This is a genomic window from Bacillus sp. SN32, assembly GCF_002837495.1.
GTDB classification, from domain to species: Bacteria; Bacillota; Bacilli; order Bacillales; family Bacillaceae; genus Bacillus; species Bacillus subtilis.
In genome coordinates, this window is sequence record NZ_PJCT01000002.1 from 885,266 (window position 1) to 910,422 (window position 25,157).

Genomic DNA, 25,157 nt, shown 5'->3' on the forward strand with positions numbered 1-25,157 from the left:
AGCTCCTTTTTGTATGGGCGCTTTACCAAAGTAAAGAAAAAGGAGTTGGGCTTATGGTGACTTTAGACGGTTCTTCATTGACAACAGCCGACGTCGCTCGTGTGCTGTTTGATTTTGAGGAGGCAGCGGCTTCCGAGGAAAGTATGGAGCGCGTGAAAAAAAGCAGAGCAGCAGTGGAACGGATTGTACGCGACGAAAAGACAATCTACGGCATCAACACCGGATTTGGCAAATTCAGCGATGTCCTGATTCAGAAAGAAGACTCGGCGGCGCTGCAGCTGAATTTAATCCTTTCTCATGCCTGCGGAGTCGGCGACCCTTTTCCTGAGTGTGTTTCCAGGGCAATGCTGCTTTTGCGCGCCAATGCGCTGTTAAAAGGCTTTTCCGGTGTACGCGCTGAGCTGATCGAACAGTTGCTTGCTTTTTTAAATCAACGCGTCCATCCTGTCATCCCTCAGCAGGGATCACTTGGCGCAAGCGGAGATCTGGCGCCGCTTTCCCACCTGGCGCTTGCGCTGATCGGGCAAGGAGAAGTCTTTTTTGAGGGGGAAAGAATGCCTGCAATGACAGGCTTGAAAAAAGCCGGTATTCAGCCGGTAACGCTGACATCCAAGGAAGGGCTTGCCTTGATTAACGGGACTCAGGCCATGACTGCAATGGGAGTGGTCGCCTACATTGAAGCTGAGAAACTAGCCTATCAAACAGAACGCATTGCCAGCTTAACGATTGAAGGTTTGCGGGGAATTATCGATGCATTTGACGAGGATATTCACTCAGCCCGCGGCTATCAGGAGCAGATCGATGTCGCAGAACGAATTCGCTTTTATCTATCTGACAGCGGCCTGACAACCTCCCAGGGAGAACTGCGGGTTCAGGATGCCTATTCATTGCGCTGTATTCCGCAAGTACACGGTGCGACTTGGCAGACACTAGGCTATGTCAAAGAAAAATTAGAGATTGAAATGAACGCAGCTACAGACAATCCACTCATTTTCAATGACGGTGACAAAGTGATTTCCGGCGGAAACTTTCACGGACAGCCAATCGCCTTTGCCATGGATTTTCTGAAAATCGCAATATCAGAGCTTGCGAATATCGCAGAGCGCAGGATCGAACGACTTGTGAATCCGCAGCTGAATGACCTGCCGCCGTTCCTGAGCCCTCATCCCGGTCTGCAATCCGGTGCAATGATCATGCAGTACGCCGCGGCATCACTCGTTTCTGAAAATAAAACACTGGCCCATCCTGCAAGTGTGGATTCCATTCCGTCATCCGCCAACCAAGAGGACCATGTCAGCATGGGAACCATCGCCGCTCGGCATGCTTATCAGGTGATCGCAAATACAAGGAGAGTCATTGCGATCGAAGCGATTTGCGCATTACAGGCTGTTGAATACAGAGGCATAGAACATGCAGCGTCCTATACGAAACAGCTTTTTCAGGAAATGAGAAAAGTCGTGCCGTCCATTCAGCAGGACCGTGTTTTTTCCTATGACATTGAACGCTTGACTGACTGGCTGAAGAAAGAATCTTTAATACCTGACCATCAGAATAAAGAACTAAGGGGGATGAACATATGACTGATGTAAAAAAATCAATCCGTGCCAACAGAGGAACAGAGCTTGAATGCTTAGGATGGGAGCAAGAGGCAGTGCTTCGGATGCTTCGAAACAACATTGATCCAGAGGTCGCCGAGAAGCCGGAAGACCTCATCGTATATGGCGGGATCGGCAAAGCCGCACGGGATTGGGACGCTTTTCACGCCATTGAGCATTCCTTGAAAACATTAAAAAATGATGAAACATTGCTCGTGCAATCCGGGAAGCCCGTTGGCATGTTCCGTACACACCCGCAGGCCCCGCGCGTGCTCCTGGCTAATTCTGTTCTTGTTCCGAAGTGGGCAGACTGGGAGCATTTCCACGAACTTGAGAAAAAAGGGTTAATGATGTACGGACAGATGACGGCTGGCAGCTGGATTTACATTGGCTCACAAGGCATATTGCAAGGAACCTATGAAACCTTCGCTGAGCTGGCGCGACAGCACTTTGGGGGCAGCTTAAAAGGAACGTTGACGCTGACAGCGGGTCTCGGCGGAATGGGAGGCGCACAGCCGCTGTCTGTCACGATGAATGAAGGCGTCGTCATTGCTGTCGAGGTTGACGAGAAACGCATCGACAAGCGGATCGAAACAAAATACTGCGATCGAAAAACAGCATCGATTGAGGAAGCCTTAGCTTGGGCTGAAGAGGCAAAGCTGGCAGGAAAACCTTTGTCCATTGCACTTCTCGGAAACGCGGCTGAGGTGCATCACACACTTTTGAACCGAGGCGTCAAAATTGATATTGTGACAGATCAGACATCTGCCCATGACCCTTTAATCGGTTATGTTCCCGAGGGCTACTCCCTTGATGAAGCTGACCGTTTGCGTCAAGACAATCCAGAGCTTTACGTGCGCCTTGCGAAGCAAAGCATGAAAAAACATGTCGAAGCCATGCTGGCCTTTCAGCAAAAGGGCTCTATTGTATTTGACTACGGCAACAATATCCGGCAAGTCGCAAAGGATGAAGGGCTGGAGAATGCCTTCGATTTTCCGGGTTTTGTCCCTGCCTACATCCGCCCCTTATTCTGTGAAGGAAAAGGGCCGTTCCGCTGGGCGGCGCTTTCCGGAGATCCGGCAGATATTTACCGTACGGATGCGTTATTAAAAGAGCTGTTCCCGACAAATAAAGCCCTTCACCGCTGGATTGATATGGCACAGGAAAAAGTCACCTTCCAAGGCTTGCCGTCCCGTATCTGCTGGCTTGGATATGGAGAACGAAAAAAGATGGGTCTCGCCATTAACGAGCTGGTTAGAAGCGGGGAGCTAAAAGCGCCTGTCGTTATTGGGAGAGATCATTTGGACTGCGGGTCTGTCGCCTCTCCAAACCGGGAGACAGAAGCGATGAAGGACGGAAGTGACGCTGTTGGTGACTGGGCTGTGCTAAATGCGCTTGTCAACACGGCGGCGGGTGCAAGCTGGGTTTCCTTCCACCATGGCGGCGGCGTCGGAATGGGCTATTCCCTGCATGCCGGCATGGTTGCAGTGGCCGATGGAAGTGAGCTGGCTGACGAGCGGCTCGCGCGGGTCTTAACGAGCGACCCAGGAATGGGCATTATCCGTCATGCGGATGCGGGTTATGAACGTGCCGTTGAAGTAGCGAAGGAACAGGACATTATCGTGCCGATGCAAAAATAAAGGAGTGATGACATGCCAAAGCAAATTGATACGATTCTCATCAACATCGGTCAGCTTTTGACGATGGAAAGCAGCGGTCCGCGGGCAGGCAAAAGCATGCAGGATCTTCATGTGATCGAAGACGCTGTTGTCGGCATCCATGAACAGAAAATTGTGTTCGCCGGACAAAAAGGGGCTGAAGCCGGTTACGAGGCAGACGAAATCATTGACTGTTCGGGACGCCTTGTAACGCCCGGCCTCGTTGATCCGCACACCCATCTTGTATTTGGCGGATCTCGTGAAAAGGAGATGAACCTTAAGCTTCAGGGCATTTCATATTTGGATATTCTGGCGCAGGGCGGCGGGATTCTGTCTACAGTCAAGGATACCAGGGCGGCTTCAGAAGAAGAGCTGCTGCAAAAAGCCCATTTTCATCTGCAAAGAATGCTGTCCTACGGCACAACCACAGCAGAAGTGAAAAGCGGCTACGGCTTGGAAAAAGAGACAGAGCTCAAACAGTTGCGTGTCGCAAAGAAACTGCATGAAAGCCAGCCTGTTGACCTTGTTTCCACATTTATGGGAGCCCATGCGATTCCTCCCGAATATCAAAACGATCCAGATGAATTTCTGGATCAAATGCTTTCCCTTTTGCCGGAAATCAAAGAGCAGGAGCTCGCCAGCTTTGCTGATATTTTTACAGAAACAGGCGTTTTTACAGTCAGCCAATCCCGCCGTTATTTACAAAAAGCAGCTGAGGCAGGCTTCGGATTAAAAATACACGCAGATGAAATCGATCCGCTTGGAGGTGCTGAATTAGCAGGTGAGCTAAAGGCCGTCTCAGCCGACCATTTGGTAGGTGCATCGGACGAAGGCATAAAGAAATTGGCTGAGGCAAGAACGATCGCCGTCCTCTTGCCGGGCACGACATTTTATCTTGGCAAAAGCACATACGCCAGGGCTAGAGCTATGATTGATGAAGGTGTATGTGTCAGCTTGGCAACGGATTTTAATCCTGGCAGCTCGCCGACTGAAAATATCCAGCTGATTATGTCCATTGCCGCGCTTCATCTGAAAATGACTGCAGAAGAAATTTGGCATGCGGTCACAGTCAATGCCGCATACGCCATAGGGAAAGGAGAGGAAGCCGGTCAGCTCAAAGTCGGCCGCTCAGCTGATCTAGTCATTTGGCAAGCCTCGAACTATATGTATATTCCGTATCACTACGGGGTCAATCATGTACATCAAGTCATGAAAAACGGAACAATTGTTGTCAACAAGGAGGGAGCCATTCTTGGATAAGTACCCTTTTCTCAGAGAGGCCGGATCTTCGTTTAAAGACCGGGATGTCACAAAAATGAGCGACCTGATCGCAACATGGGACGGCCAGGACATTAAGGGACCGGCGTTGATAGGTGTCCCCCTATCAAAATCCTCCATCAGTCATTCAGGCGCTTCCTTTGCACCCGGAACAATACGCCAGGCTCTGAAACATTCATCAGCCTATTCTGCTGAGCTTGGAGAGCACGTCGTATCAGAGCTTCTATATGATCTGGGGGATATCGATATTCATGTCACTGATATCGTAAAGTCACATCATCACATTTTCCAAACCATGCACGCTCTGCTTTCGGATCATCCGGATTGGGTGCCGCTCATACTTGGGGGAGATAACTCTATCAGCTACTCCACAATAAAAGCGATAGCACAAACAAAAGGAACGACAGCGGTGATTCAATTTGATGCCCATCACGATGTTCGCAATACGGAGGACGGGGGGCCGACAAACGGCACCCCCTTCCGCCGCCTTTTGGATGAAGAGATTATTAAAGGTCAACATTTGATCCAGCTGGGTATCAGAGAATTCAGCAACAGCCAGGCCTATGAAGCATATGCAAAAAAACATAGCGTGAACATTCACACGATGGACATGATCCGGGAAAAAGGACTCATCTCCACGATAAAAGAGGTTTTGCCAGCCGTTCAAAATAGAACAGATTTCATTTTTATATCTGTTGACATGGATGTCTTAGACCAGTCCCATGCACCCGGCTGTCCAGCGATTGGCCCGGGCGGCCTCTATACAGACGAATTGCTTGAAGCAGTCAAGTACATCGCACAACAGCCCAATATTGCCGGGATTGAAATTGTTGAAGTCGATCCTACCCTCGATTTTCGAGATATGACAAGCAGAGCTGCAGCTCATGTTCTGTTACACGCATTAAAAGGAATGAAACTCTCCCCATTCAAGTGATCTTCTGGCAGGTTGTATTTTGGGTATAAGAAACTCATCTGCCTAAAGAATGGCAGCTAAAAGGAGGGCGAGACAGTGAATCTTCAGGAGAACAGCAGCCAACAGCTAAAACGCACAATGAAAAGCAGGCACCTATTTATGATCTCATTGGGAGGCGTCATAGGCACAGGACTTTTCCTCAGTACCGGCTATACGCTACATCAAGCCGGACCCGGCGGTACGATACTCGCTTATGTAATCGGCGGGTTGATGATGTACCTCGTCATGCAATGTCTCGGCGAATTGTCGGTTGCCATGCCGGTGACCGGCTCTTTTCAAAAATATGCTACAACATTTATCGGTCCATCTACCGGTTTTATGGTCGGCATCATGTACTGGATCAATTGGGTGGTGACGGTAGGCTCTGAGTTTACCGCATCCGGTATTCTCATGCAGCGCTGGTTCCCTGACAGCAGTGTATGGATGTGGAGTGCGATTTTTGCAGCCCTTCTTTTTATATGCAACGCATTTTCAGTTAAGTTATTTGCGGAAACTGAATTTTGGTTTTCCAGCGTAAAGATTGTCACCATTATTTTATTTATCATTTTAGGAGGAGCCGCCATGTTTGGCCTGATCTCTTTAAACGGAACGGCGGATGCTCCTATGTTGTCAAACTTCACGGACCATGGCGGGCTGTTTCCGAATGGCTTTCTCGCCGTTTTTATCGCGATGATATCTGTGAGTTTTGCCTTTTCTGGTACAGAGTTAATCGGCGTTACAGCAGGAGAATCAGCAAATCCTCAAAAGGATATACCGCGATCCATCCGTAATGTCGCATGGAGAACCGTGATTTTTTTCATTGGCGCTGTCTTCATATTATCCGGGTTGATTTCATGGAAGGACGCAGGCGTGATTGAAAGCCCGTTTGTAGCCGTATTTGCGGAGATCGGAATCCCTTACGCTGCTGATATTATGAATTTCGTGATATTAACAGCCTTGCTGTCTGTCGCCAACTCAGGCTTATATGCTTCGACCCGTATGATGTGGTCTTTAGCAAATGAAAACATGATCAGCTCCCGTTTTAAGAAAGTGACATCTAAAGGCATTCCTTTAAATGCCTTAATGATCAGTATGGCTGTATCTTGTTTATCTCTCGTTTCCAGTATCGTGGCCCCTGGAACTGTCTATGTGGTGATGGTAGCAATTGCTGGATTTGCAGGAGTCGTGGTCTGGATGAGCATTGCCTTGTCCCAACTCTTGTTTCGAAAGAGATTTTTGAAAAAAGGGGGGGATGTAAAAGATCTGACATTTCGCACGCCGCTTTATCCTCTTATGCCTATAGCCGCTCTCTTATTATGTTCTGCTTCTTGTATCGGTCTTGCTTTTGATCCCAATCAAAGAATCGCACTTTTCTGCGGAGTTCCTTGTATCATCCTTTGCTATCTGATCTACCATTTCAAAAGAAATGTTACAAAAGCGAAAAAAATCAGCCAAGAGGAATATCAGGCTGATCACATCCTGTAATCAAAAAAGCACACCCCACTCAGGATGGGATGTGCTTTATTTTTATTCAGTAATCAACGTATGAATCAGCTTCGGCGCCTTCGCTTCCGCGGCGATGCGGATGTTGTCATAGACTTTTGCGATGACTTCATCAACATTTTCGCGGTTGGCGTAAAGCGTCACAAGCGGTTCGCCTTTTTCTACTTTGTCGCCGACCTTTTTGCGGAGCATGATGCCGACGGCTAAATCGATCTCATCTTCTTTTGTGGCGCGACCGGCACCTAACAGCATCGCCGCGACGCCGATTTCGTCCGCAACGATTTCAGAGACGACACCCGCTTCTTTGGCAGGCACATCAATTTGATATGCGGCTTGCGGAAGCTTAGACGGATCGTCAACAATTGAGCTGTCGCCGCCTTGGTTTTTCAGGAAATCCTTGAATTTCTCAAGTGCTTTGCCGTTTTTCATGACTTCTTCCAGCTTCGCTCTCGCTTCGTCCAATGTATCGGCTTTTTTCGCAAGCACAACCATCTGGCTGCCGAGCGTTAAGACAAGTTCATGAAGATCCTCAGGCCCCTCGCCTTTGAGCGTGTCGATCGCTTCTTTGACTTCAAGCGCATTTCCGATCGCAAAGCCGAGTGGCTGGGACATGTCTGAAATGACAGCCATTGTTTGACGGCCGACGTTATTTCCGATGCGTACCATCGCTTTGGCAAGTTCAGCTGCGTCTTCTTCTGTTTTCATGAAGGCGCCCGCTCCCGTTTTTACGTCAAGCACGATGGCGTCCGCCCCGGCAGCGATTTTTTTGCTCATAATCGAGCTTGCAATGAGCGGAATGGAATTGACCGTTCCCGTTACATCACGAAGCGCGTACAGTTTTTTATCAGCCGGCGTTAAATTGCCGCTTTGGCCGATGACCGCAACCTTGTCGCGGTTCACAAGTTTAATAAATTCATCCTTCGTCAGTTCCACGTGGAAGCCGTCGATTGCCTCTAACTTATCAATCGTGCCGCCCGTATGGCCGAGGCCGCGGCCGGACATTTTGGCAACCGGCACGTCAAGAGCCGCAACAAGCGGAGCGAGAACGAGTGTTGTCGTGTCGCCGACGCCGCCGGTGGAGTGTTTATCCACTTTAATTCCTTCAATGGCAGAAAGATCAATCGTTTCACCGGAGTTCACCATAGCCATCGTCAAGTCCGCGCGTTCACGGTCACTCATATCCCGGAAGAAAATCGCCATAGCAAGCGCGCTTGCCTGATAATCAGGAATGCTTCCGTCTGTATAGCCGTTCACGAAAAATTGAATTTCTTCAGTGGTGAGTTCTTTTCCGTTTTGTTTTTTGATGATGATATCTACCATTCTCATGTTTGGTCACCGATCCTTTTCGATTAAGTTCAGTAAATCAAGCCCACAATTGCTGCTGATAAAAAGCTGACAAGCGTAGCACCGTATAATAATTTCAAGCCGAAACGAGCGACGACATTTCCTTGCTTTTCATTCAGTCCTTTTACGGCACCGGCAATGATTCCGATTGAGGAGAAGTTCGCAAAGGACACAAGGAATACCGATACGATCGCTGTTGTACGGCCGCTGAAATGGAAACCGTTTTGCGTAAGCGACGTCATGGCGACAAATTCATTCGATACCATTTTTGTTGCCATAATGCTTCCCGCATTAACAGCTTCATTCCATGGGATACCCACAAGAAAAGCGAATGGAGCAAACACATATCCAAGAATGCCTTGGAACGAAATACCGAATACTGCATTAAAAATGCCATTGATCAAGGCAATAATCGCGACAAATCCAATCAGCATCGCAGCGACGACAACCGCTACTTTGAAACCGTCAAGAATGTATTCTCCGAGCACTTCGAAGAAGGATTGTTTTTCCTCTTCCTCAACACGAAGCATATCCTCTTCTTTTGCAACCTCGTACGGATTAATAATAGAAGCAATTATGAAACCGCCAAATAAGTTCAAAACAAGCGCTGTTACAACATATTCCGGTTTCAGCATTGTCATATACGCGCCGACAATGGACATTGATACAGTTGACATCGCAGATGCACAAAGCGTGTACAAGCGCTGCTGATTTAAAAGACCGAGTTCTTTCTTCAAGGAGATAAATACTTCTGACTGCCCTAAAATCGCAGAAGCCACTGCGTTATACGATTCCAATCTTCCCATACCGTTTACCTTGCTGAGGGCAAGGCCGATATATCTAATAATAAATGGGAGAACTTTCCACTTTTGCAGAATCCCAATCAGAGCAGAAATAAACACAATCGGCAAGAGAACATTCATAAAGAATGTCGTTTGGTCCGCATTCACCAAGCCGCCAAACACAAAATTAATTCCCTCTGCCGCGTATTCAAGCAGGTAACCGAATCCTTTTGCAAATCCTCCCACGAGGAAATTCCCTATCCCGGTATTGAGGAGAATGTAGCCAAGAATAAATTGCAAAATGAGCATAACAACAATTGGGCGGATCTTAATTCTTTTTTTGCCGCTGCTCGCGATCCACGCGAGGCCTAAAAACACGATTAAACCGATAATCCCAATCAAATACTTCATATGTGTTTCTCCTTTATTTGTATTCGCTTACAATCACTGTTTCCTCAGAAAACGGAAAGCAGTCTGCCTTCCGTCAGCTCTTAATAGTTGTCTCCGCCTGATGCATTTTCTCCTTTTACGATAGAAACGCCTGCGCTGGCGCCAATTCGGCTTGCTCCGGCCTCTACCATTGTGTCTACATCTTCTTTCGTTCTGACGCCGCCAGATGCTTTCACGCCGATATCAGGTCCTACTGTTTTGCGCATTAAGGCGATATCTTCCTTCGTTGCGCCGCCTGTAGAAAAGCCTGTTGATGTTTTTACGAAATCGGCTCCCGCAGACACCGCTAAACGGCATGCACGTTCTTTTTCTTCATCAGTCAGAAGGCACGTTTCGATAATGACTTTGACAAGCGCTTTTCCGGCTGCAGCTTCCACTACACCGCGGATATCAGCTTCCACCACATCGTCTTCCTTGTCTTTTAAAGCGGCAATATTAATGACCATATCCACTTCAGTGGCGCCTTTTGAAATGGCGTCTTTTGTTTCGAACGCTTTTGTTTCAGTTGTATTGGCACCGAGCGGGAAGCCGATGACCGTACAAACGTCGACTCCAGTTCCCTTAAGCTCTTTTGCAGCAAGCTCCACCCATGTCGGATTGACACATACTGAAGCAAATTTGTATGTTTTCGCTTCTTCAATTAGTTTTAGAATTTCCGCTTTTTGTGTATGCGGTTTCAAAGCTGTATGATCAATTATGTTGGCTAATGACATCCTTCGCACACTTCCTTTTTTGTTAAGATATTTTTTAGCATAACCGACTTTTGAACATATGTAAATTGGTAATTGAAATTTTGTTCAACGAAAGGTTTGAACGTGTCACAAATCATTAACAAGCGCCCTCGCGGTATGCTGGTCAATGATTAAAACGTTGGCATATTTTCCGGTTAATGCTCCGTGAATGGAAGATACTTTTCTGCTTCCGCCGGCAACTAAAATGGAGCGTTCCTTCAGCCTGAGGTCTTCAAGCTCAACACCGATGGTCCGGTCATTGATGGCACTGCTGCAAATATTCCCTTTCGCATCAAAAAAGCGTGAACAAATATCCCCGACGGCCTGTTTTTTCAGCAGGGCTTTCTCTTCTTCGTTAAAATATCCGAGCCGAAACAACAGCGCTTCATCACGGACAGTCCCGACCGTAAAGAGAGCGATATTCGCCTGCTTGCCCATCTCAATAATCCGCTCAATATGACGGTCTTTCTCCACCATTCGCTTCACATCCGCATTATCAAACACGACGGGAAGCGGGAGATAGCGCGGCATCGTTTGAAAAGCCTCCGCAAACAGCTGAATCGTTTCAGCCGAATACGTGTTTACCCGGGAATGGCTGATACCGCCTTTCAGCTGGACGACCTCGACGCCTTTTACCTGCTTCGGCTGCATGTTTTGCGCGATTTGATACATGGTGGTTCCCCAGCTGACGCCGACAATGTCGCCGTCTTTTACCGTTTCATGCATATATTCTGCACCATAGCGGCTTAGGTCATGTGTAATTCCTGCATAATCGGGTGTCGGGGAAAACACAACATGCGCCTCAAGGAGCCCGTATTTCTCTTCAAGTATGGAACCGAGCGCATCCAAATCCTCAAAAGGGTCCATGACGCGAATCTGGACATACCCTTTTTCCTTTGCATATTGCAGCAGCCGGGAAACGGTTGGCCTTGAAATGTTGAGCTGCTCAGCAATTTGCTGCTGACTGTAGTCAGACTGATAGTAAAGCCTTGCCGCTTCTATGCTTAATTGTTGTTTTTCCCGATCCATTCTGCACCTCCCTGTGGATCAGTCCTGATAAAACTGCTTTTGATTTGCTTTTATTATACAGGCTGGCGCCGGCTTTCATCCACCTGATTTCTAAGAAACTGAAAAACGCTCTGGGCGCGGACCTGCCCAGAGCTTACTTCTCCCAGGTCATATGCTGATAAATGCCTTTCATAATGGCGTACATTCCATATAGGATCAGGCCTAATGCCAATATAGACAGAATCAATTTGCCATGCGGCTGCTGCGCGAGTTCGGCGAGCGCACCGTCAAAGCCTCTTGTGTCGTCGGGATCAGCGGTCATGGCTGTCTTGATGAGAAAATAGCCGATAGCAGAGAAAATAATGGCCCGGGCGATATTGCCTGCGCGTCCGGTGTTTTTCGTGATGCATATCATTTGTTTGTTCATTTTTGACGTATCAAATTCTTTCATAAAAGCAGCCCGAACACCTTTCATAAATTGAACAATCGCAAATACGATAAAACCCGCACCCGTAAGCCCTGTGAGCCATTGGCCGAATGGCTGCGCCAATACATAAGCGGACCACGTCTGTTCTGAAGTGCCGCCGTCCCCTTGGCCAAACACAAATCGCAAGGCATTCCAAGCGATGGATGTGTAAACGGCGGCACTGAAAAAGTTTCCTATTCTCCGTGACAAGCCTCGCCTGCTATTTCCGTGCCCCTCCGTGTCCTTGATCGCGCTTAACACCATCCAGATCACATAGCCGATAAGGCCAATACCTATTAAAAAAAGCAATAGTGACCCATACGGCATGCGTGATAGCGTTTGGAGCGCTCCGCTCGAATCTTTCGCGCGGCCTGCCCCGGCAGCCGTCATAAAGGCCAAAACCCCAAGCAGAATAAAAACGCCGCCGAATGCAAAATAACCAAGCCTCCCGAATCGTTTGATCCAAGGCTTGGTTTCCTGTTTTATTTTTGACATGTACCGGTCTTTCACCGCCATGTGTCCAACCCTCTTTCACAGAAATCTTTACTGTAACATTCCCGATTGGACAAAGTTGAAACAGCTTCTGCCTCAGCTATGGCCGGCTGAGATACGTTTTTGCTGATTAGCTGATTGTGCAGGTGTCATCCAAGCAGCCGCTGCGGCAGCTGTGACTCCGCCTGCTAATTTTCCAATGATCATGGCCGCCGCCATTTCTTTTTTCATTCCAGCCACAAAACCGAGGTGGCTGCCGAGTACAAAAGCGCCGCTGACCGCAAACGCGACATTGATGACCTTTCCTCTCGGCGTCATATCCTTTAATGAAGCCAGCATTGGGATATGGTGCGCCAAAGAGGTCACCAAGCCTGCTGTTGCTGTCTCATCTAAATGAAGGCATTTCCCCAGGGCCTGTAGCGGTTTTTTAAAGGTTTTTGTAATAAAAGCCGTCATCGGAAACGCCCCTGCCAGAGCAATGGCAATGGTCCCTGTCGTTTGTATCCCTGTCTCGACATTCTCCATTCCCGGAATCAGCACAATGCCTGTCAGCGTTTCAACGGAGACAGCCGCAAGCCCGATAATCGCAACCACACTGACCGCTTTCCCGAAGAGATGAAACAACCGAATCATACTGTCGGTATACCGCCATAACCCAAAAGCGATCACAGCAGATAACAGACTCGGGATCAGAAGGTTTTTACCTATCATGCCGATGTCAAAGCCCGCGCATAATCCGCCGATGAAACAACCGATCGGCACTGTGCATAGCCCGATTAATATGCCTTTCGCAAAATACGGATGATCCTCTATTTCGATGATGCCAAGAGCGACGGGAATCGTGAAGACGATTGTCGGCCCCATCATTGTTCCTAAAAACACCCATGAAAACAGCCCGGCCTCCGGATCTTTCGCCATTTCTCCAGCCAGCGCATATCCTCCCATATCAATCGCCAAAATGGTGTTCGCAAAAGAAGAAGGGTCCGCGCCAATCGCTGTATAAAACGGAGCAACAATGGGAATCAGGATTGCTGCCAGCACGGGCGCCAGCGACACAATTCCGATCATGGACAGCGCCAGCGGCCCCATAGCCTTAAAGCCGTCCGCAAACCGCTCGCCTAGCCCCCATCTGTTTCCCAAACAATAATCCGCCGCTCCCCATAGTAAAAAGGCAGCCAAAATGAATACAACCGCGTCATTCACCGTCATGGTTTTCTCCTTTTTCAAACGTATGATTGGTTTGATCATATCATCTGAAATCACCGAATAGAGTTGATCTTATTCAATATGAGCTAAAAATTCTTTTATATCGGCTTTTTCAACGGCTGTTATGATGCTCCGCGCTTTTTCTTGCGGGACCGTTAATGTCAATTTTTCTATTATGTCTTCTTCAGACAGCTTATTTCCTGGCGCCCCTTTTGGGCAGTCCACACGCGCTTCGCAAATCCGGCCGTCTGATAAATAGGCCCGGACAATCGTGAAACGGCCTTTTGGAACGGCATGGGGAGCCGGCTGAGTAGCATTGTCATATACGCGCTGAATATGCCCTATTGTCGTTTGAATGCCGTTTGGGATCGGCTGGCTGTTGAAATGTTCAACGGTCAGGTCGTGTCCATGCAAAGCAAGAGCAATCACATATTCAACGCTGAAACGGCCTTCCTCTCCAGTTTTCGGAGATCTTTCCGTCAATGCAGCATCTCCGCCTGGCGGAAAAATCACTTCAATACGTTCGGTATTGGCAGCAGAAATGGTTTCTTCGGAGATAAGCTGTCGTACCGCATCTGCAGCATGGTGTGCCGCGGAACAAAATGGATAGATTTTAAACCATAGACCCGGCTGCACAATTCTCCACGGTGCCCCCCAATCGTTTAGCAAAGTATGTTGTGCTTTTTCAACGTCACCGTACAGACTGAAGAAACCAGTTTCTCCATCAAGTGCCGTGCGGGACCCGCCAAATTCTGATTGGGCCAGCTTAACGGCCAGCAAGCCAGCCTGAGCCGCCAGACCGGCGTGCAGCGGTTTCATTTCTGTTCCAAATTGCACCCTCATCCCAGCAGATTGCGTAGCCGCAAAACCAATTGCTTTTTCCAGCTTTTCCTGAGTCAGCTCCTCAGCATAACCTACGGCGCAGGCAGCAGCGATGGCACCAAGCGTTCCTGTATTATGCCAGCCCTTCTCATAGTGGCGGCTGCCAATTGATTCTCCCAGCCGTGCCATCACTTCAACACCAACAACATAAGCGCCAAGAAGCCGCTCGTCATGTCCGCGAGCGGCAGAAGCAATAAGGGCCGGTACGATGACTGCACTGGGGTGTCCTCTTACATCGGAGTGGACATCATCAAAATCCAATGCATGGGCGATAAATCCATTGAGCATCGCGGATTGTAATGGCGCGGCCTTTTTGCCCTGTCCGATAACAGGAACAAGGGGCCGGCCTCCTTCATCCTCTATCAGACGGAGGAGCTTTTGAATTCCTTTATCTTCTCTTCCTGCGAATGAAGCGGCAGTAAAATCAAGTAATCCTTTTTTTGCTTCGTGAATCGCGTCAACTGAATGCTCAGGTTGTGACGCTCTCACAGCCTCTGCAAGACCTGCTGTCAGCCCTTGTTTGCTCATTTGATGGTCTCCAATACAATAACCGCCAGCTCCGCAAAGTATTGAGAGGCAACCGTAAGGGCTTCTTCATCCAGTGTAAAGGCCGGATGATGCCACTCCTCCGTCCCGTTCGTTCCCATCCAGACAAAAAATCCCGGAATCTTCTCTTGATACAGAGCGAAGTCTTCTCCGCCCGGAGACTGCTCAGCGTGAACGGTTTGATAGCCAAGCCGTGCCGCAGCTTCGGATGCCGCATTCAAAAATGTGCCGTCATTCTGAACGGAAGGCAAATAAGGAAACCACTTGAATTCTGCTTGTGCCCCATAGCCCGCTGCAATTCCTTCAGCCACTCGTCTCATATGCTCCGGAACAGCCTGCCTCGCTTCTTTTTGAAAGGTTCGAACCGTCCCCTCCATTTCAGCTTGGTCTGGAATCACGTTCCACGACGTGCCCGCCTGTACTCTTGTGATACTGACGACTGCGTTTTGCAGTGAGCTGATATTGCGGCTGACCACAGATTGCAGCCCGCTGATGATTTGCCCGGCTGCAGCGATTGGATCAATACTGTTATTCGGGATGCCGGCGTGTCCGCCTTTCCCTTTGATGACGATCTCAAACCGGTCAACACTTGCCATGAGCGGACCTTCCTTTACACCAATGGTCCCGACAGGCAGATCCGGCTTATTGTGCATGCCGAAAATCGCGGAAACGCCATCAAGTACGCCAGCTTCTATGACCTTTCTTGCTCCTGCGGCGATTTCTTCTGCCGGCTGAAAGATAAAGCGGACTGTACCTTTCAGCTCGGCCCTTCTTTGATTCAGCAACATCGCTGTGCCAATAATAGAAGCAATATGAAAATCGTGTCCGCACGCATGCATTGTGCCATCAACCTTAGATGCAAACGGGAGATTCGTCTGTTCTTGGATCGGGAGCGCGTCAATATCCGCTCGTATTGCTATCACGGGGCCGTCTTCCCGTCCTTTGATTTCTGCAATCACGCCAGTCTCCAATTGAGGAACATCAAGTATTTCGATTTGCTCCTCCTCAAGCCAGCGGCGGATTTTTTTCGTCGTTTCAACCTCTTGAAATGACAGCTCAGGATGTTCATGAAGATCACGCCGCATATTGATTAAACGGGTATGAAACGCTGTGTCGGCCATTGTTCTTCTCCCCTTCTTATATAAGCTCTGCAGGCTCTCCCACCTGCTTGATAAATCGTTTCGTCCGTTCGTTTTTCGGATGGTCAAACAGTTCTTCTGGCGTTCCCTGCTCGATAATATGGCCGTCTGCCATAAAAATCACTTTATCAGCGACCTCTTTTGCAAACGCCATTTCGTGTGTAACAATGATCATCGTTGTTTGCTTTTCCGCAATGGACTTGATGACCTGAAGCACCCCTGTGACGAGCTCAGGGTCAAGCGCTGAAGTTGGTTCATCCAGCAAAATCGCATGCGGATTGACCGCAAGCGCCCGGGCGATGCCGATTCGTTGCTGCTGGCCGCCGGACATTGTGATCGGATAGCTGTCAGCCTTATGCTCCAGACCGACTTGTTTCAGAATCTCCATTCCAATACGTTTCGCTTCGTCGCGTGGTTTATGTTGAGCCACGATTAAAGCTTCTGTAATGTTTTGCAGAGCCGTTTTATTTTTAAACAGATTGTAGTTTTGAAAGACCATGGCCGTTTGCTGGCGAAGCCGATGTGCTTCCTTGCGTGTAAACTTTTCCGCATTCAGTTTGGCTTCTCCGATTTCAATAAGTCCTTGATCCGGACGCTCTAATAGATTTAAGCACCGGAGAAGCGTTGATTTTCCGGAACCGGACGGACCGATGATTGCCACCACTTCTCCGCGTTTCACTTCTAGATCGATTCCGTCGAGCACGACGAGATCTTTAAACGCTTTGCGAATATTTTTTACTGTTATCAACTGATTTCACCTCTAAGTCCGGTATGGCTTGCTCATGGCACGTTCAAACAAGTCCTGCAAAATGCTGTAGATAATGGTAAGAACCCAATAGACGATCGCAACCGCCAAGTACGTCTCAAAATATTTGAGGTTTCCTGAAGCGTACATCTTCCCTTGGGCGAACATCTCCATGACCCCTAATGTAAAGGCCAGTGACGTTTCTTTCAGGAGCCCGATAAATGTATTGCCCGTTGCCGGAATCGCATTTCGGATCGCTTGCGGCAAAATAATCCGTCTGTATGCCTGAAATTTTGTCATACCGACAGACAGGCACGCCTCCAGCTGCCCGTCATCAACAGAATTGAGGGCGGCCCGGAAGATTTCTGCCAAATATGCTGCATTTTTTAAGCTTAACCCGATGATGGCAGCTGTGAGAGCTGTCATTTTGCTCATCTCTGGAAACAGCTGCGGCAGCCCGTAATAGATTAAGAACAGCTGCACCAGTGTCGGCACGCCTCGGAAAAAGGATATATACAGCTTTGACAGCTGATGAAGCACTGGAATTTTGTTCTTTGTAATGAGTGCGAGAATAAGTCCTCCGATAATGGCAAAAATCATAGCCGCTATGGCCATAAACAACGTGATCGGAAGGGCCTGAATTAAAGTCGGGAACGCTGATATCATGAATTCCCAATCAATCGTGTTCATTCTGGTGAGTCACCGCCGTTTCTTAATGCTTCTGTTCTACTGTGATATCTTCATTAAAGTATTTTTCAGAGAGTTTTTTCAGTGTTCCGTCTTTACGCAATTCATCTAGCGCCTTATTGACTTTTTTGCGGAGCTTGTCGTGCGCATCGTCCTTGGCAAATGGGAATGCAACCTGTTCGTAAACAATCGGATCTCCTGCAAGCTTTAATGGCAAACCGGTCTTCTTGATTTGCGCGATCAATACAGTTCGGCTGTTGACATAAGCGTCTACACGGCCGTACGCAACATCCTTCAGCGTACCCTCTTGTGTTTCATACGTTTTGATATTGATTTTTTTATCAGGATCTTTGCTTTCAAGGTTTTTCGCGTGGTTTGAACCGAGAACGGCTGCGACTGTCTTGCCTTTCAAATCGTCTACTGATTTGATGTCTGTATTGTCTTTTTTGACGACAATCTGTGTTCCCGCATAAGCGTATGGTTTCGTAAAGTTATACGTTTCCTTACGTTCGTCTGTCACAGCTACCTGGTTTGAAATGGTATCAAGCTTGCCTGTTTGAAGCTCCCCCATCAGCCCGCTGAATTCAAGCAGCTTCCAGTCCAGTTTCATGTCAATTTTCTTAGCGACCGCTTCCATCACTTCCACGTCAAAACCTGTCAGCTTTCCGTTTTCTTTATAAGCAAATGGGTAACTTTGTCCTGTCGCACCGACATGAAGCACATTGTCATCCTCTTTACTGCTGCTGTTTCCATTGCCGCAAGCTGAGAGCACCGCTAATAATGCAGCAACGACCAGCACAATCCATTTTTTCATTTTCATTTGATTTTCCCGCCTTTTCTTTTTTTATAGATCATGTCGCAATTGTTTTTTCATATAGACTGTGATATGCCCTTTTCCAAGGTCTTGTTCACCTGAGCGGACATACCCTTTTCGTTCGTACATCTCTATCAGCCACGGATGCTTATCCGCTGTTCCGAGTGAGACAAACGGAACCTTTAACGTATCGCGAAGGATTGTTTCCTCCAGCCATTGAAGCAGCTTTGTTCCGATTCCTTTTTTACCGGTGTCGGGGTCCACAGCGAACCACCAGATATGCGGAACGCCATACGGTCCCGGCTGTTTTCCCCAAGGCATTCTCAAGGTGATGGTCGCGATGATCCGCCCGTCTTCTTCCATGACGTAGCAAGCGTTTTTCCGAATATTTTGCAGCACCAAATCTAAATCCGCATGAGCAGCAGCAAAACGAATGCCAAGCTTTCGAATCGGTTCATAAGCCCGCAATGTCAGCGCGAGGAGCTGTTCAGCATCACGTTCAACTGCAAGGCGATATTGTGGCTTCATCTAGCGTTCCTCCTTACTTTGCATAGCGGTTTACCGGCTTTTCCAAACCGAAGTGCTCTCGTAATGTTGTGCCTTCATATTCTTTTCTGAACACGCCGCGCTCCTGTAAAATCGGAACTACTTGATCAACAAACACTTCAATTCCTTCTGGAAGAAGCGGAGGCATGATGTTAAACCCGTCACACGCTTTCTTATCCATCCATTCCTGCATCTTGTCGGCGAGCTGCTCCGGCGTGCCGACGAAGATATGGTGGCCTCTGGAGCCTGCAACGTATTTGTAAAGCTCTCGTATCGTCATATTGTCCCGTTCAGCCATTTCCTGAACAAGCTTGAAGCGGCTCTTCACCGCATTAGAAGCTTCTGCGTCAAGCTTCGGCAGCGGCCCATCAAGCGGATATGCCGACAAATCAATTCCGCCTAAGTAATTTTGGAGAATTTGCAGACCGACAGATGGGATAATCAGACCTTGAAGCTCCTTGTATTTGGCTTGCGCTGCTTCTTCTGTATCGGCAATGATTGGGAAAATACCCGGCATGATGGCAATTTTTTCTGGATCACGTCCGAATTCCGCTGCCTGTTCTTTAATGGATTGATAAAATTCCTGAGCTGATTCCAGGTGGTTTTGTGCTGTGAAGATCACTTCTGCTGTTCTGGCAGCCAACGCTTTTCCGTCTCCTGATGATCCTGCCTGGATAATGACCGGCTGGCCCTGCGGCGTTCTTGAAACGTTCAGAGGTCCGCGAACCGAGAAATATTCTCCTTTGTGGTTCAGCTCGTGCATTTTTTCTTTGTCAAAGAATTCACCCGTTTCTTTATTACGGATAAAGGCGTCCTCTTCCCATGAATCCCAAAGCCCCTTTACAACCTCGACAAATTCCTCTGCCCGCTGATAGCGCAAATGGTGTTCAAGGTGCTTTTCACCGCTGAAATTCAGCGCTGTTGATTCAATAGATGAAGTGACGACGTTCCATCCGGCACGGCCGTTGGACAAATGATCCAATGACGCAAACTGTCTGGCAATATGGAATGGCTCGCTGTATGTAGTGGAGGCTGTTGCTGTCAGTCCGATTTTTGATGTGACCTGCGCCAAAGCAGAGAGCAGGGTGAATGGCTCAAACCTTGTTAATACATTTGGGTGTGATTTGCTGTCAATCGAAAGGCTGTCCGCTAAAAACAGCATATCAAGCTTGCCTCGCTCCGCTGTTTTCGCAAGCTCTTTAAAATAATCCAAATTCATGCTCGCATCTGACGGCGCGTCCGGGTGCCGCCAAGACGCGACGTGATGGCCTGTACCTGCTAAAAATACCCCTAATTTGATTTGTTTCTTTTTGCTTGTCATGACGATACTCCTTTTATCATGTTTTTAGGCTGAATAATCCGAAAAATAAACTCCTATATTCCTAGTCGTTTAATATGAATAAATCAAAATGTACCTTTGTCTTGGACGTTTGTCAATGAGTTAAGATTAATTTTTTCTATTCAAGCGAAAAGACCCTTGCGTGACCATGATGGAACGGCATTGATTCATTCAACTAGTGCAACCTCTATATCGGCAAGAAAACTGAGTCTAATGAAGCAAAGACTCAGTTTTCATCCAAGAATTTCATATAAGATTTCGCCATTTCCTTTGCCTTTTCTTCGCTTTTGCAAACCGCCTATCCATTCAGACGCCGTAACGATTGTATAAAAAAACAGCTGACTCCAGATATTCAAACCGGAATCAGCTGATTGATGTGAATTAATTAAGCTCATGAATACTCTCTTCTGCTTTAGCGGAAAACACTTTAGGCTCCAAACAGTCAAGGTCTTCATGAAATAAATTTACTTTTTGGATTTGCCGATTGTCATAGTGGTGGAAATAGTAGTTTCCAGTTTCGTTGCACATCACGGAAGTATATTGCGTATAATGAATTTCGTCTTCTTCCGTTATCACTGCGCCCTTTGGTATCGTCATATTTGCCAAAATTTGAAAAGCGGCTGTTACACCTTTCGTTTCATCGGCCGCCGGCTCTAGATGTTCTTTCAAATAAACAGCTCTGACAAACCGGGAAGGCGGTGTATAATCCCCCGGCAGACCAACAGTTCCTAAGCCTTGGCCAAAAGCAGAAAGGGCTAATCCGCCCATCTCTTTGCTCTCTAATTGCTTCGGTCTGATTCCTGTATATTGCTGCAGATTGGTTACATGCCATATAAAGTCGGGGCTGTTCGTCATGACACCAGGTTGATTATCATAGACTTTGAGGCCGTCTGCTCTCGGTTCTATCGTCAGGCTTCGGCCCGTCCGGTCTGACAATATCCAGTGAAGCGGTAAAACTGTATCCAATAGATCTAATTTTTTCTCTACAATCGTTAAAGATCGAATCTTTTCTTTTACGTCTTCCAAAGACTTACAGACTGACAGCACCCATGTCACAAACTCATGCGGGGCAATGTGAACGGTATCTTCCCGTATCGTTTTTTCGTACTCCGCATAGCCCGGAAAATAAAGTGCAGCACACGATAAACCGTTTTCATTAACGCCGTCTGCAAATAAAATATTACCAAGTTTTCTTCCCATACCGATAAATGCGTACTGTGTCTGATGGGCCTTTCCGTCAGCTTCACTATTCCAACTGTAACGGCGCGGATAGAGAATCACCTCTGTCCCCAGCTGAAATGCAAAATCCATTGTTCTCGCTAATACATGTTTACGGTCAGCAGTTTCCAATGTAAGACTTGTGCACATTTGATCAGTCCCCTTTTCAATTCAGATTAATATCATACATATTGTGAACGAATTGGTTTTATCAGCATAACGAAAGTCAAATCGGTTCGTCAAAGAATTGACATTACATCAAATAAAACGAAAAAATCCAGCCTTTAGAAGGCTGGATTTTTTATTATTTAGCCAAAACAAGCTCGTGAATCGCATGCGCAACACCATGTTCATTATTGGAGCGTGTTTGAAAGTTTGCGGCTTCCAATACTTCTGGGATGGCGTTTGCCATGGCAACCCCGCAGCCCGCCCATTCGATCATTGTCAGGTCGTTCCCATTGTCGCCTATGCACATGACTTCCGCCTGTTCAATTCCAAGCAGCTGAGCCAGCTGGCGTACAGCATTTCCTTTGCTGGCTTCCGGGTGCAGAATTTCATAAAAGAAAGGCGCACTTCTGACCATTGTATATTTTTCTCTCACGTCTTTTGAAATCGATGTAATGACGCGGCTTAAGTTCTCCGGTTTATCAATAAACATCACTTTCGGGATGAGGATATCTTTTGGCACCTCGTCAATCTTGCGGAAATGAAGCGGCACCTGTGTCACATAGGATTCGTATACGGTAAATTCGCTAATATCCCGGTTAGGCGTATACAGATTAGATGAGTCAAAGAAATGCATCGGCGTCTTCAGCTCTAAGCTCAGGTCATATAATGAAGCCAAATCATCATAACCGAGAGACAGCTCCGAGACCACTTCATTTGTATGCGTATTTTGAACAAGCGCTCCATTATACGCAATAACATAGTCGCCTTCTTCAATTAAATTCAGTTCATCTAAATATCTCTGCACACCCCCGATAGGCCGGCCGGTGCAAAGCACAATTTTGACACCTTCCGCTTTTGCCGCGTGAAGGGCGTCGCGGACCTCCTCTGTTACTTCATGATGATCATTTAAAAGTGTTCCATCCATATCAATTGCAATTAGTTTGTACATCCTGCATCTCCTTCATGTCGTTTTCAGGCTATAGTCCCATCATATCGTTTTTTCTTTTTGATATTCAACCGGAAGAGATGGTTTTCTCCGAATTCTATTTAGACGCCGCCCTTGTCTTCGGATACGCAAGCGCGGTTTCCGCTTTCTTTCTGCCTTGACGCCGTTTTCTGCTTTTTTCTGTTTCATCAGCAGAAAGCCGGCAGCTAAAAATGGAATGCCGGTTATATTCAAGATGGCAAGCTTCACACCCGCAGCGATTAAAAAGAACCCCCATGAAGATGATGGATTCCGCCTGATCATGACGTAAGCCGCCATTTCCAGAACGATCAGGATGGCATGAAGCGCTATGCCATAAATCAGCAATACAAGGGCAAAAAACAAAACATAATTCACGATTGCCCCTGAGTACATCATAGCGCGCATCATTTGTATAAACGATAAGGACTGCATCGATCCGCTGATGACATTAGGGTTATAGATCGTATAGTCACTAAATAACTGTTTGACTTTGAGAAAAGCCCCTAATATAAATATCCACTGAATAATATGTAAAACAAGCCCCGCTGCCACCAGTCTTTCAGCTTTTTGATTTCTCATCTTTCTCCTCCCTGCCGGCCTTTGACTCGATTCTTGTCATCGTTTTTGTCTGGCCATTTTGCTTCCATATCAACGTCCCGTTTTCTCCTCTTATCAGCGTGCTTTTGAGCGGATAATAGGGGCCGAGGTACTGAATCTCGATAGACCCGTCAGTGCTTTGGGAAATCACCTTGTATGCCATAAAAGGCAGCTGTACCTCTCCTCTTCCTTCCATCACTTCCGTTTCCACAACCTCGTCTTCGGTAAATGTGACTGTTGCTGATTTCACACCGTCCGTTGGCCCGGGGGCACGCCCCTCATCCCACGTTCCGTAATAAAACGGCGTCTCTTCTTTTTGCTGCTGGCAGCCCGATACCATGATGCATACAGCAATTAAAAACAAAATGCCATATTTGTTTCTCAAGGGGCTCACCATTCTTTCCTCCTTTTTTGGGCGAATGCCGTGCCACTGTGCCAATGACTACATAAGTTATAAGGAATTCACCCACAAGGAGACTGATCACATGAACCCTTATCAATATTACAGCCCTCAGCTGCCTCAGCAGGAACCTTACTATAGCCACTATGAGTACAATTCTTATCCGCAGCAGGATGTATACGATCCATACCAAATGGACAGACAGCCGGCATTGGAAAGAAGAATCGCAGCACTTGAACGGCAAAATGAACAGCAGTCAAGAGAATTAACCCGTCTGACAAACGAAGACCGCCGTCAAAATCGGGAAATTGCACGGATTGCCGAACAGGTCAATCAGCTAAGCCAGGCTGTTGAACGCCATACACGCCGCCTAAATCGGCTCAATCAGCGCCTCCGCACAGTAGAAAACAGGCTGAATATCCCATTTACTGCAGGGGAAGGCGGTTTCTGAGCAAACAAAGAAAAAAAGCGGAATACGATTCTCCCATTTCAGGGTTTCGTTTTCCGCAATTCTTATATGTTAAAACGGAACATTTACATAAAAAGGGTTTGTACCCAGTATACAATCTTTACCGTTTTCATTCAAAGATAGAGGGGCTGAGGAAAATAATTGTAGTTCCTCTTTGACGGAATTTCTTTTCATTCAAGTTGCATGATAATACCGACTCACGTCAATCGATACATGGAGGGATCATTCATGCATAATACACAACACGGCTTGCAGCAGCTGAACCAATGCCGCCAAACTGCTCAGCAGCTCATTCAGCAAACACAGCAAAGCAGCCAGCAATATCGCCAAATGCTTCATCAGGAACAGCAAAACATCCAAATGCTGCAGCAGATTCTAAACCACGAACAACAAGCTGCACATACCATTCAGCAAGCACTGCACGGGCATGACATGGCGATTCAAAAGTGCCAGCAGGTTGTCAACATGTGCAATCAAATGCAACAGGAACTTACTGGACAATCCAGCGTCATGAATACGAATGTGTCTACACTTCCATTCGGCCAAAACACGCCATTTCAGCAGCAATCCTACCAGCAGTAACATATAAAAAGCTCAACACAATGCGAGTGTTGAGCTTTTTTTCTTACTGTTCTTTGCGAATATGTATATCCTGAATAGACTGTTTCGGTGCATGAAATCTGCTCTCGGCTTCACTTCTTGCCTCGGCAAAAGCCCGCGCCTCCACATGATCTTTGTAGACATCCAGCTGAATCAAATACAGCGGGCGCACTTTAAATCCATGAATAATGGTTACCGCCCATAACGGGACCACAATAAAAACACCGGGCAGATCAGGCAAAACAAAACCAAACGCAAAAATGAAAAAATAAATGATGCCGTACATGATCCACTTTCTATTTCTAACCTTGATGCCAATAAATAAAAAGGCAAAAAAACTGGTAATGGCAAAAGGCATGAAAATAAACAGCATCCACCAGCTATGCAGCCATTCCCAAGCGGCACCTCTTTTTGTAATTCCCATATTTTTCTCCTCCTATTTACCTATAATAATCGATTAGGCATACCGCGTCACCCATAAACGGGAAAAACTTTCTCCCTTAAAAATAGTGATAGACGGAGAACAGGTTTCTTGCTATATTATTAATTGATAATGATAATCATTACTAATCTAT

Annotated in this window: 25 protein-coding genes and 1 pseudogene; 7 read left to right on the plus strand and 19 right to left on the minus strand. The window is 47.2% G+C overall.

Going from position 1 to position 25,157, the window contains the following annotated elements; genetic code table 11:
* The first annotated feature begins 53 nt into the window (after positions 1 to 53).
* From hutH to CW370_RS12850, 5 genes are all read left to right on the plus strand, one after another.
* Entirely contained in the window at positions 54 to 1,580 is a 1,527-nt protein-coding gene (gene hutH / locus CW370_RS12830) for a histidine ammonia-lyase (RefSeq protein ID WP_101169688.1), read from the plus strand.
* Complete coding sequence (hutU, locus tag CW370_RS12835; RefSeq protein ID WP_029946507.1) at positions 1,577 to 3,235, plus strand: urocanate hydratase; 1,659 nt, start codon at positions 1,577 to 1,579, stop codon at positions 3,233 to 3,235. Before hutH ends, hutU begins: the two co-directional genes overlap by 4 nt.
* A 12-nt stretch (positions 3,236 to 3,247) precedes the next feature.
* Positions 3,248 to 4,513: an imidazolonepropionase gene (gene hutI, locus CW370_RS12840; protein WP_024571659.1), complete on the plus strand. Its 1,266-nt coding sequence runs from the start codon at positions 3,248 to 3,250 to the stop codon at positions 4,511 to 4,513.
* The gene (gene hutG / locus CW370_RS12845) at positions 4,506 to 5,465 is read left to right on the plus strand and encodes a formimidoylglutamase (protein ID WP_024571658.1); all 960 of its coding nucleotides are present in this window, start codon (positions 4,506 to 4,508) and stop codon (positions 5,463 to 5,465) included. Before hutI ends, hutG begins: the two co-directional genes overlap by 8 nt.
* 75 nt (positions 5,466 to 5,540) lie before the next feature.
* Positions 5,541 to 6,968, plus strand: a complete 1,428-nt coding sequence (locus tag CW370_RS12850; RefSeq protein ID WP_015385089.1) for an amino acid permease — start codon at positions 5,541 to 5,543, stop codon at positions 6,966 to 6,968.
* Positions 6,969 to 7,010: 42 nt separating this feature from the next.
* Here the strand turns inward: CW370_RS12850 and CW370_RS12855 are convergent, their stop codons facing one another.
* From CW370_RS12855 to CW370_RS12940, 18 genes and pseudogenes are all read right to left on the minus strand, one after another.
* Entirely contained in the window at positions 7,011 to 8,312 is a 1,302-nt protein-coding gene (locus CW370_RS12855; protein WP_029946389.1) for a pyrimidine-nucleoside phosphorylase, read from the minus strand.
* A gap of 29 nt (positions 8,313 to 8,341) precedes the next feature.
* On the minus strand, positions 8,342 to 9,523 hold the full coding sequence (gene nupC / locus CW370_RS12860; protein WP_003244143.1) for a nucleoside permease NupC: 1,182 nt from the start codon (positions 9,521 to 9,523) through the stop codon (positions 8,342 to 8,344).
* An 80-nt stretch (positions 9,524 to 9,603) separates the two neighbouring features.
* Positions 9,604 to 10,275 carry a deoxyribose-phosphate aldolase gene (gene deoC / locus CW370_RS12865; protein WP_015385091.1) on the minus strand — a complete coding sequence of 224 codons (672 nt, stop codon included), beginning with the start codon at positions 10,273 to 10,275 and terminating at the stop codon, positions 9,604 to 9,606.
* 105 nt (positions 10,276 to 10,380) lie between these two features.
* Positions 10,381 to 11,322, minus strand: a complete 942-nt coding sequence (deoR, locus tag CW370_RS12870; RefSeq protein WP_014478458.1) for a DNA-binding transcriptional repressor DeoR — start codon at positions 11,320 to 11,322, stop codon at positions 10,381 to 10,383.
* A gap of 133 nt (positions 11,323 to 11,455) precedes the next feature.
* Positions 11,456 to 12,283: a DUF1206 domain-containing protein gene (locus tag CW370_RS12875; protein ID WP_015385093.1), complete on the minus strand. Its 828-nt coding sequence runs from the start codon at positions 12,281 to 12,283 to the stop codon at positions 11,456 to 11,458.
* A gap of 72 nt (positions 12,284 to 12,355) precedes the next feature.
* Complete coding sequence (eutH, locus tag CW370_RS12880; protein WP_101169689.1) at positions 12,356 to 13,468, minus strand: ethanolamine utilization protein EutH; 1,113 nt, start codon at positions 13,466 to 13,468, stop codon at positions 12,356 to 12,358.
* A gap of 69 nt (positions 13,469 to 13,537) precedes the next feature.
* Positions 13,538 to 14,875, minus strand: coding sequence for an MmgE/PrpD family protein (locus CW370_RS12885; RefSeq protein ID WP_101169690.1), 1,338 nt, complete (start codon positions 14,873 to 14,875; stop codon positions 13,538 to 13,540).
* Entirely contained in the window at positions 14,872 to 16,014 is a 1,143-nt protein-coding gene (sndB, locus tag CW370_RS12890; protein WP_101169691.1) for an N-acetyl-sulfur-metabolite deacetylase SndB, read from the minus strand. Before sndB ends, CW370_RS12885 begins: the two co-directional genes overlap by 4 nt.
* A 16-nt stretch (positions 16,015 to 16,030) precedes the next feature.
* Entirely contained in the window at positions 16,031 to 16,780 is a 750-nt protein-coding gene (locus CW370_RS12895) for an amino acid ABC transporter ATP-binding protein (RefSeq protein WP_014478463.1), read from the minus strand.
* 12 nt (positions 16,781 to 16,792) lie between these two features.
* Complete coding sequence (locus tag CW370_RS12900) at positions 16,793 to 17,467, minus strand: amino acid ABC transporter permease (RefSeq protein ID WP_003243465.1); 675 nt, start codon at positions 17,465 to 17,467, stop codon at positions 16,793 to 16,795.
* 22 nt (positions 17,468 to 17,489) lie between these two features.
* Positions 17,490 to 18,284: an amino acid ABC transporter substrate-binding protein gene (locus CW370_RS12905; RefSeq protein WP_101169692.1), complete on the minus strand. Its 795-nt coding sequence runs from the start codon at positions 18,282 to 18,284 to the stop codon at positions 17,490 to 17,492.
* A gap of 24 nt (positions 18,285 to 18,308) precedes the next feature.
* Complete coding sequence (gene snaB, locus CW370_RS12910) at positions 18,309 to 18,806, minus strand: sulfur-containing aminoacid acetyltransferase SnaB (RefSeq protein ID WP_014478464.1); 498 nt, start codon at positions 18,804 to 18,806, stop codon at positions 18,309 to 18,311.
* A 13-nt stretch (positions 18,807 to 18,819) separates the two neighbouring features.
* Positions 18,820 to 20,145: an LLM class flavin-dependent oxidoreductase gene (locus CW370_RS12915; RefSeq protein ID WP_101169693.1), complete on the minus strand. Its 1,326-nt coding sequence runs from the start codon at positions 20,143 to 20,145 to the stop codon at positions 18,820 to 18,822.
* A gap of 185 nt (positions 20,146 to 20,330) precedes the next feature.
* A pseudogene (locus tag CW370_RS12920) lies at positions 20,331 to 20,558 on the minus strand (hypothetical protein).
* Positions 20,545 to 21,531, minus strand: a complete 987-nt coding sequence (yxeI, locus tag CW370_RS12925; protein WP_024572308.1) for a penicillin V amidase — start codon at positions 21,529 to 21,531, stop codon at positions 20,545 to 20,547. Before yxeI ends, CW370_RS12920 begins: the two are co-directional and overlap by 14 nt.
* A 154-nt stretch (positions 21,532 to 21,685) precedes the next feature.
* Positions 21,686 to 22,498: a sugar-phosphatase gene (gene yidA, locus CW370_RS12930; RefSeq protein ID WP_101169695.1), complete on the minus strand. Its 813-nt coding sequence runs from the start codon at positions 22,496 to 22,498 to the stop codon at positions 21,686 to 21,688.
* Between the two features lie 39 nt (positions 22,499 to 22,537).
* Positions 22,538 to 23,095, minus strand: coding sequence for a hypothetical protein (locus tag CW370_RS12935; RefSeq protein ID WP_101169696.1), 558 nt, complete (start codon positions 23,093 to 23,095; stop codon positions 22,538 to 22,540).
* A complete protein-coding gene (locus tag CW370_RS12940; RefSeq protein WP_101169697.1) occupies positions 23,076 to 23,510 on the minus strand; it encodes a DUF3255 family protein in 435 nt (144 codons plus the stop codon). Before CW370_RS12940 ends, CW370_RS12935 begins: the two co-directional genes overlap by 20 nt.
* 88 nt (positions 23,511 to 23,598) lie before the next feature.
* Here CW370_RS12940 and cotNE point away from each other — a divergent pair, with 88 nt between their 5' ends.
* Positions 23,599 to 23,964, plus strand: coding sequence for an inner spore coat protein CotNE (gene cotNE, locus CW370_RS12945; protein WP_003236354.1), 366 nt, complete (start codon positions 23,599 to 23,601; stop codon positions 23,962 to 23,964).
* A gap of 246 nt (positions 23,965 to 24,210) precedes the next feature.
* Positions 24,211 to 24,564 (plus strand): hypothetical protein, encoded by a 354-nt coding sequence (locus CW370_RS12950; protein ID WP_003236356.1) that lies wholly within the window; start codon positions 24,211 to 24,213, stop codon positions 24,562 to 24,564.
* A gap of 43 nt (positions 24,565 to 24,607) precedes the next feature.
* On the opposite strand, the gene CW370_RS12955 is transcribed toward CW370_RS12950, so the two are convergent.
* Positions 24,608 to 25,006: a hypothetical protein gene (locus tag CW370_RS12955; protein ID WP_003243293.1), complete on the minus strand. Its 399-nt coding sequence runs from the start codon at positions 25,004 to 25,006 to the stop codon at positions 24,608 to 24,610.
* Between the last annotated feature and the right edge of the window lie 151 nt (positions 25,007 to 25,157).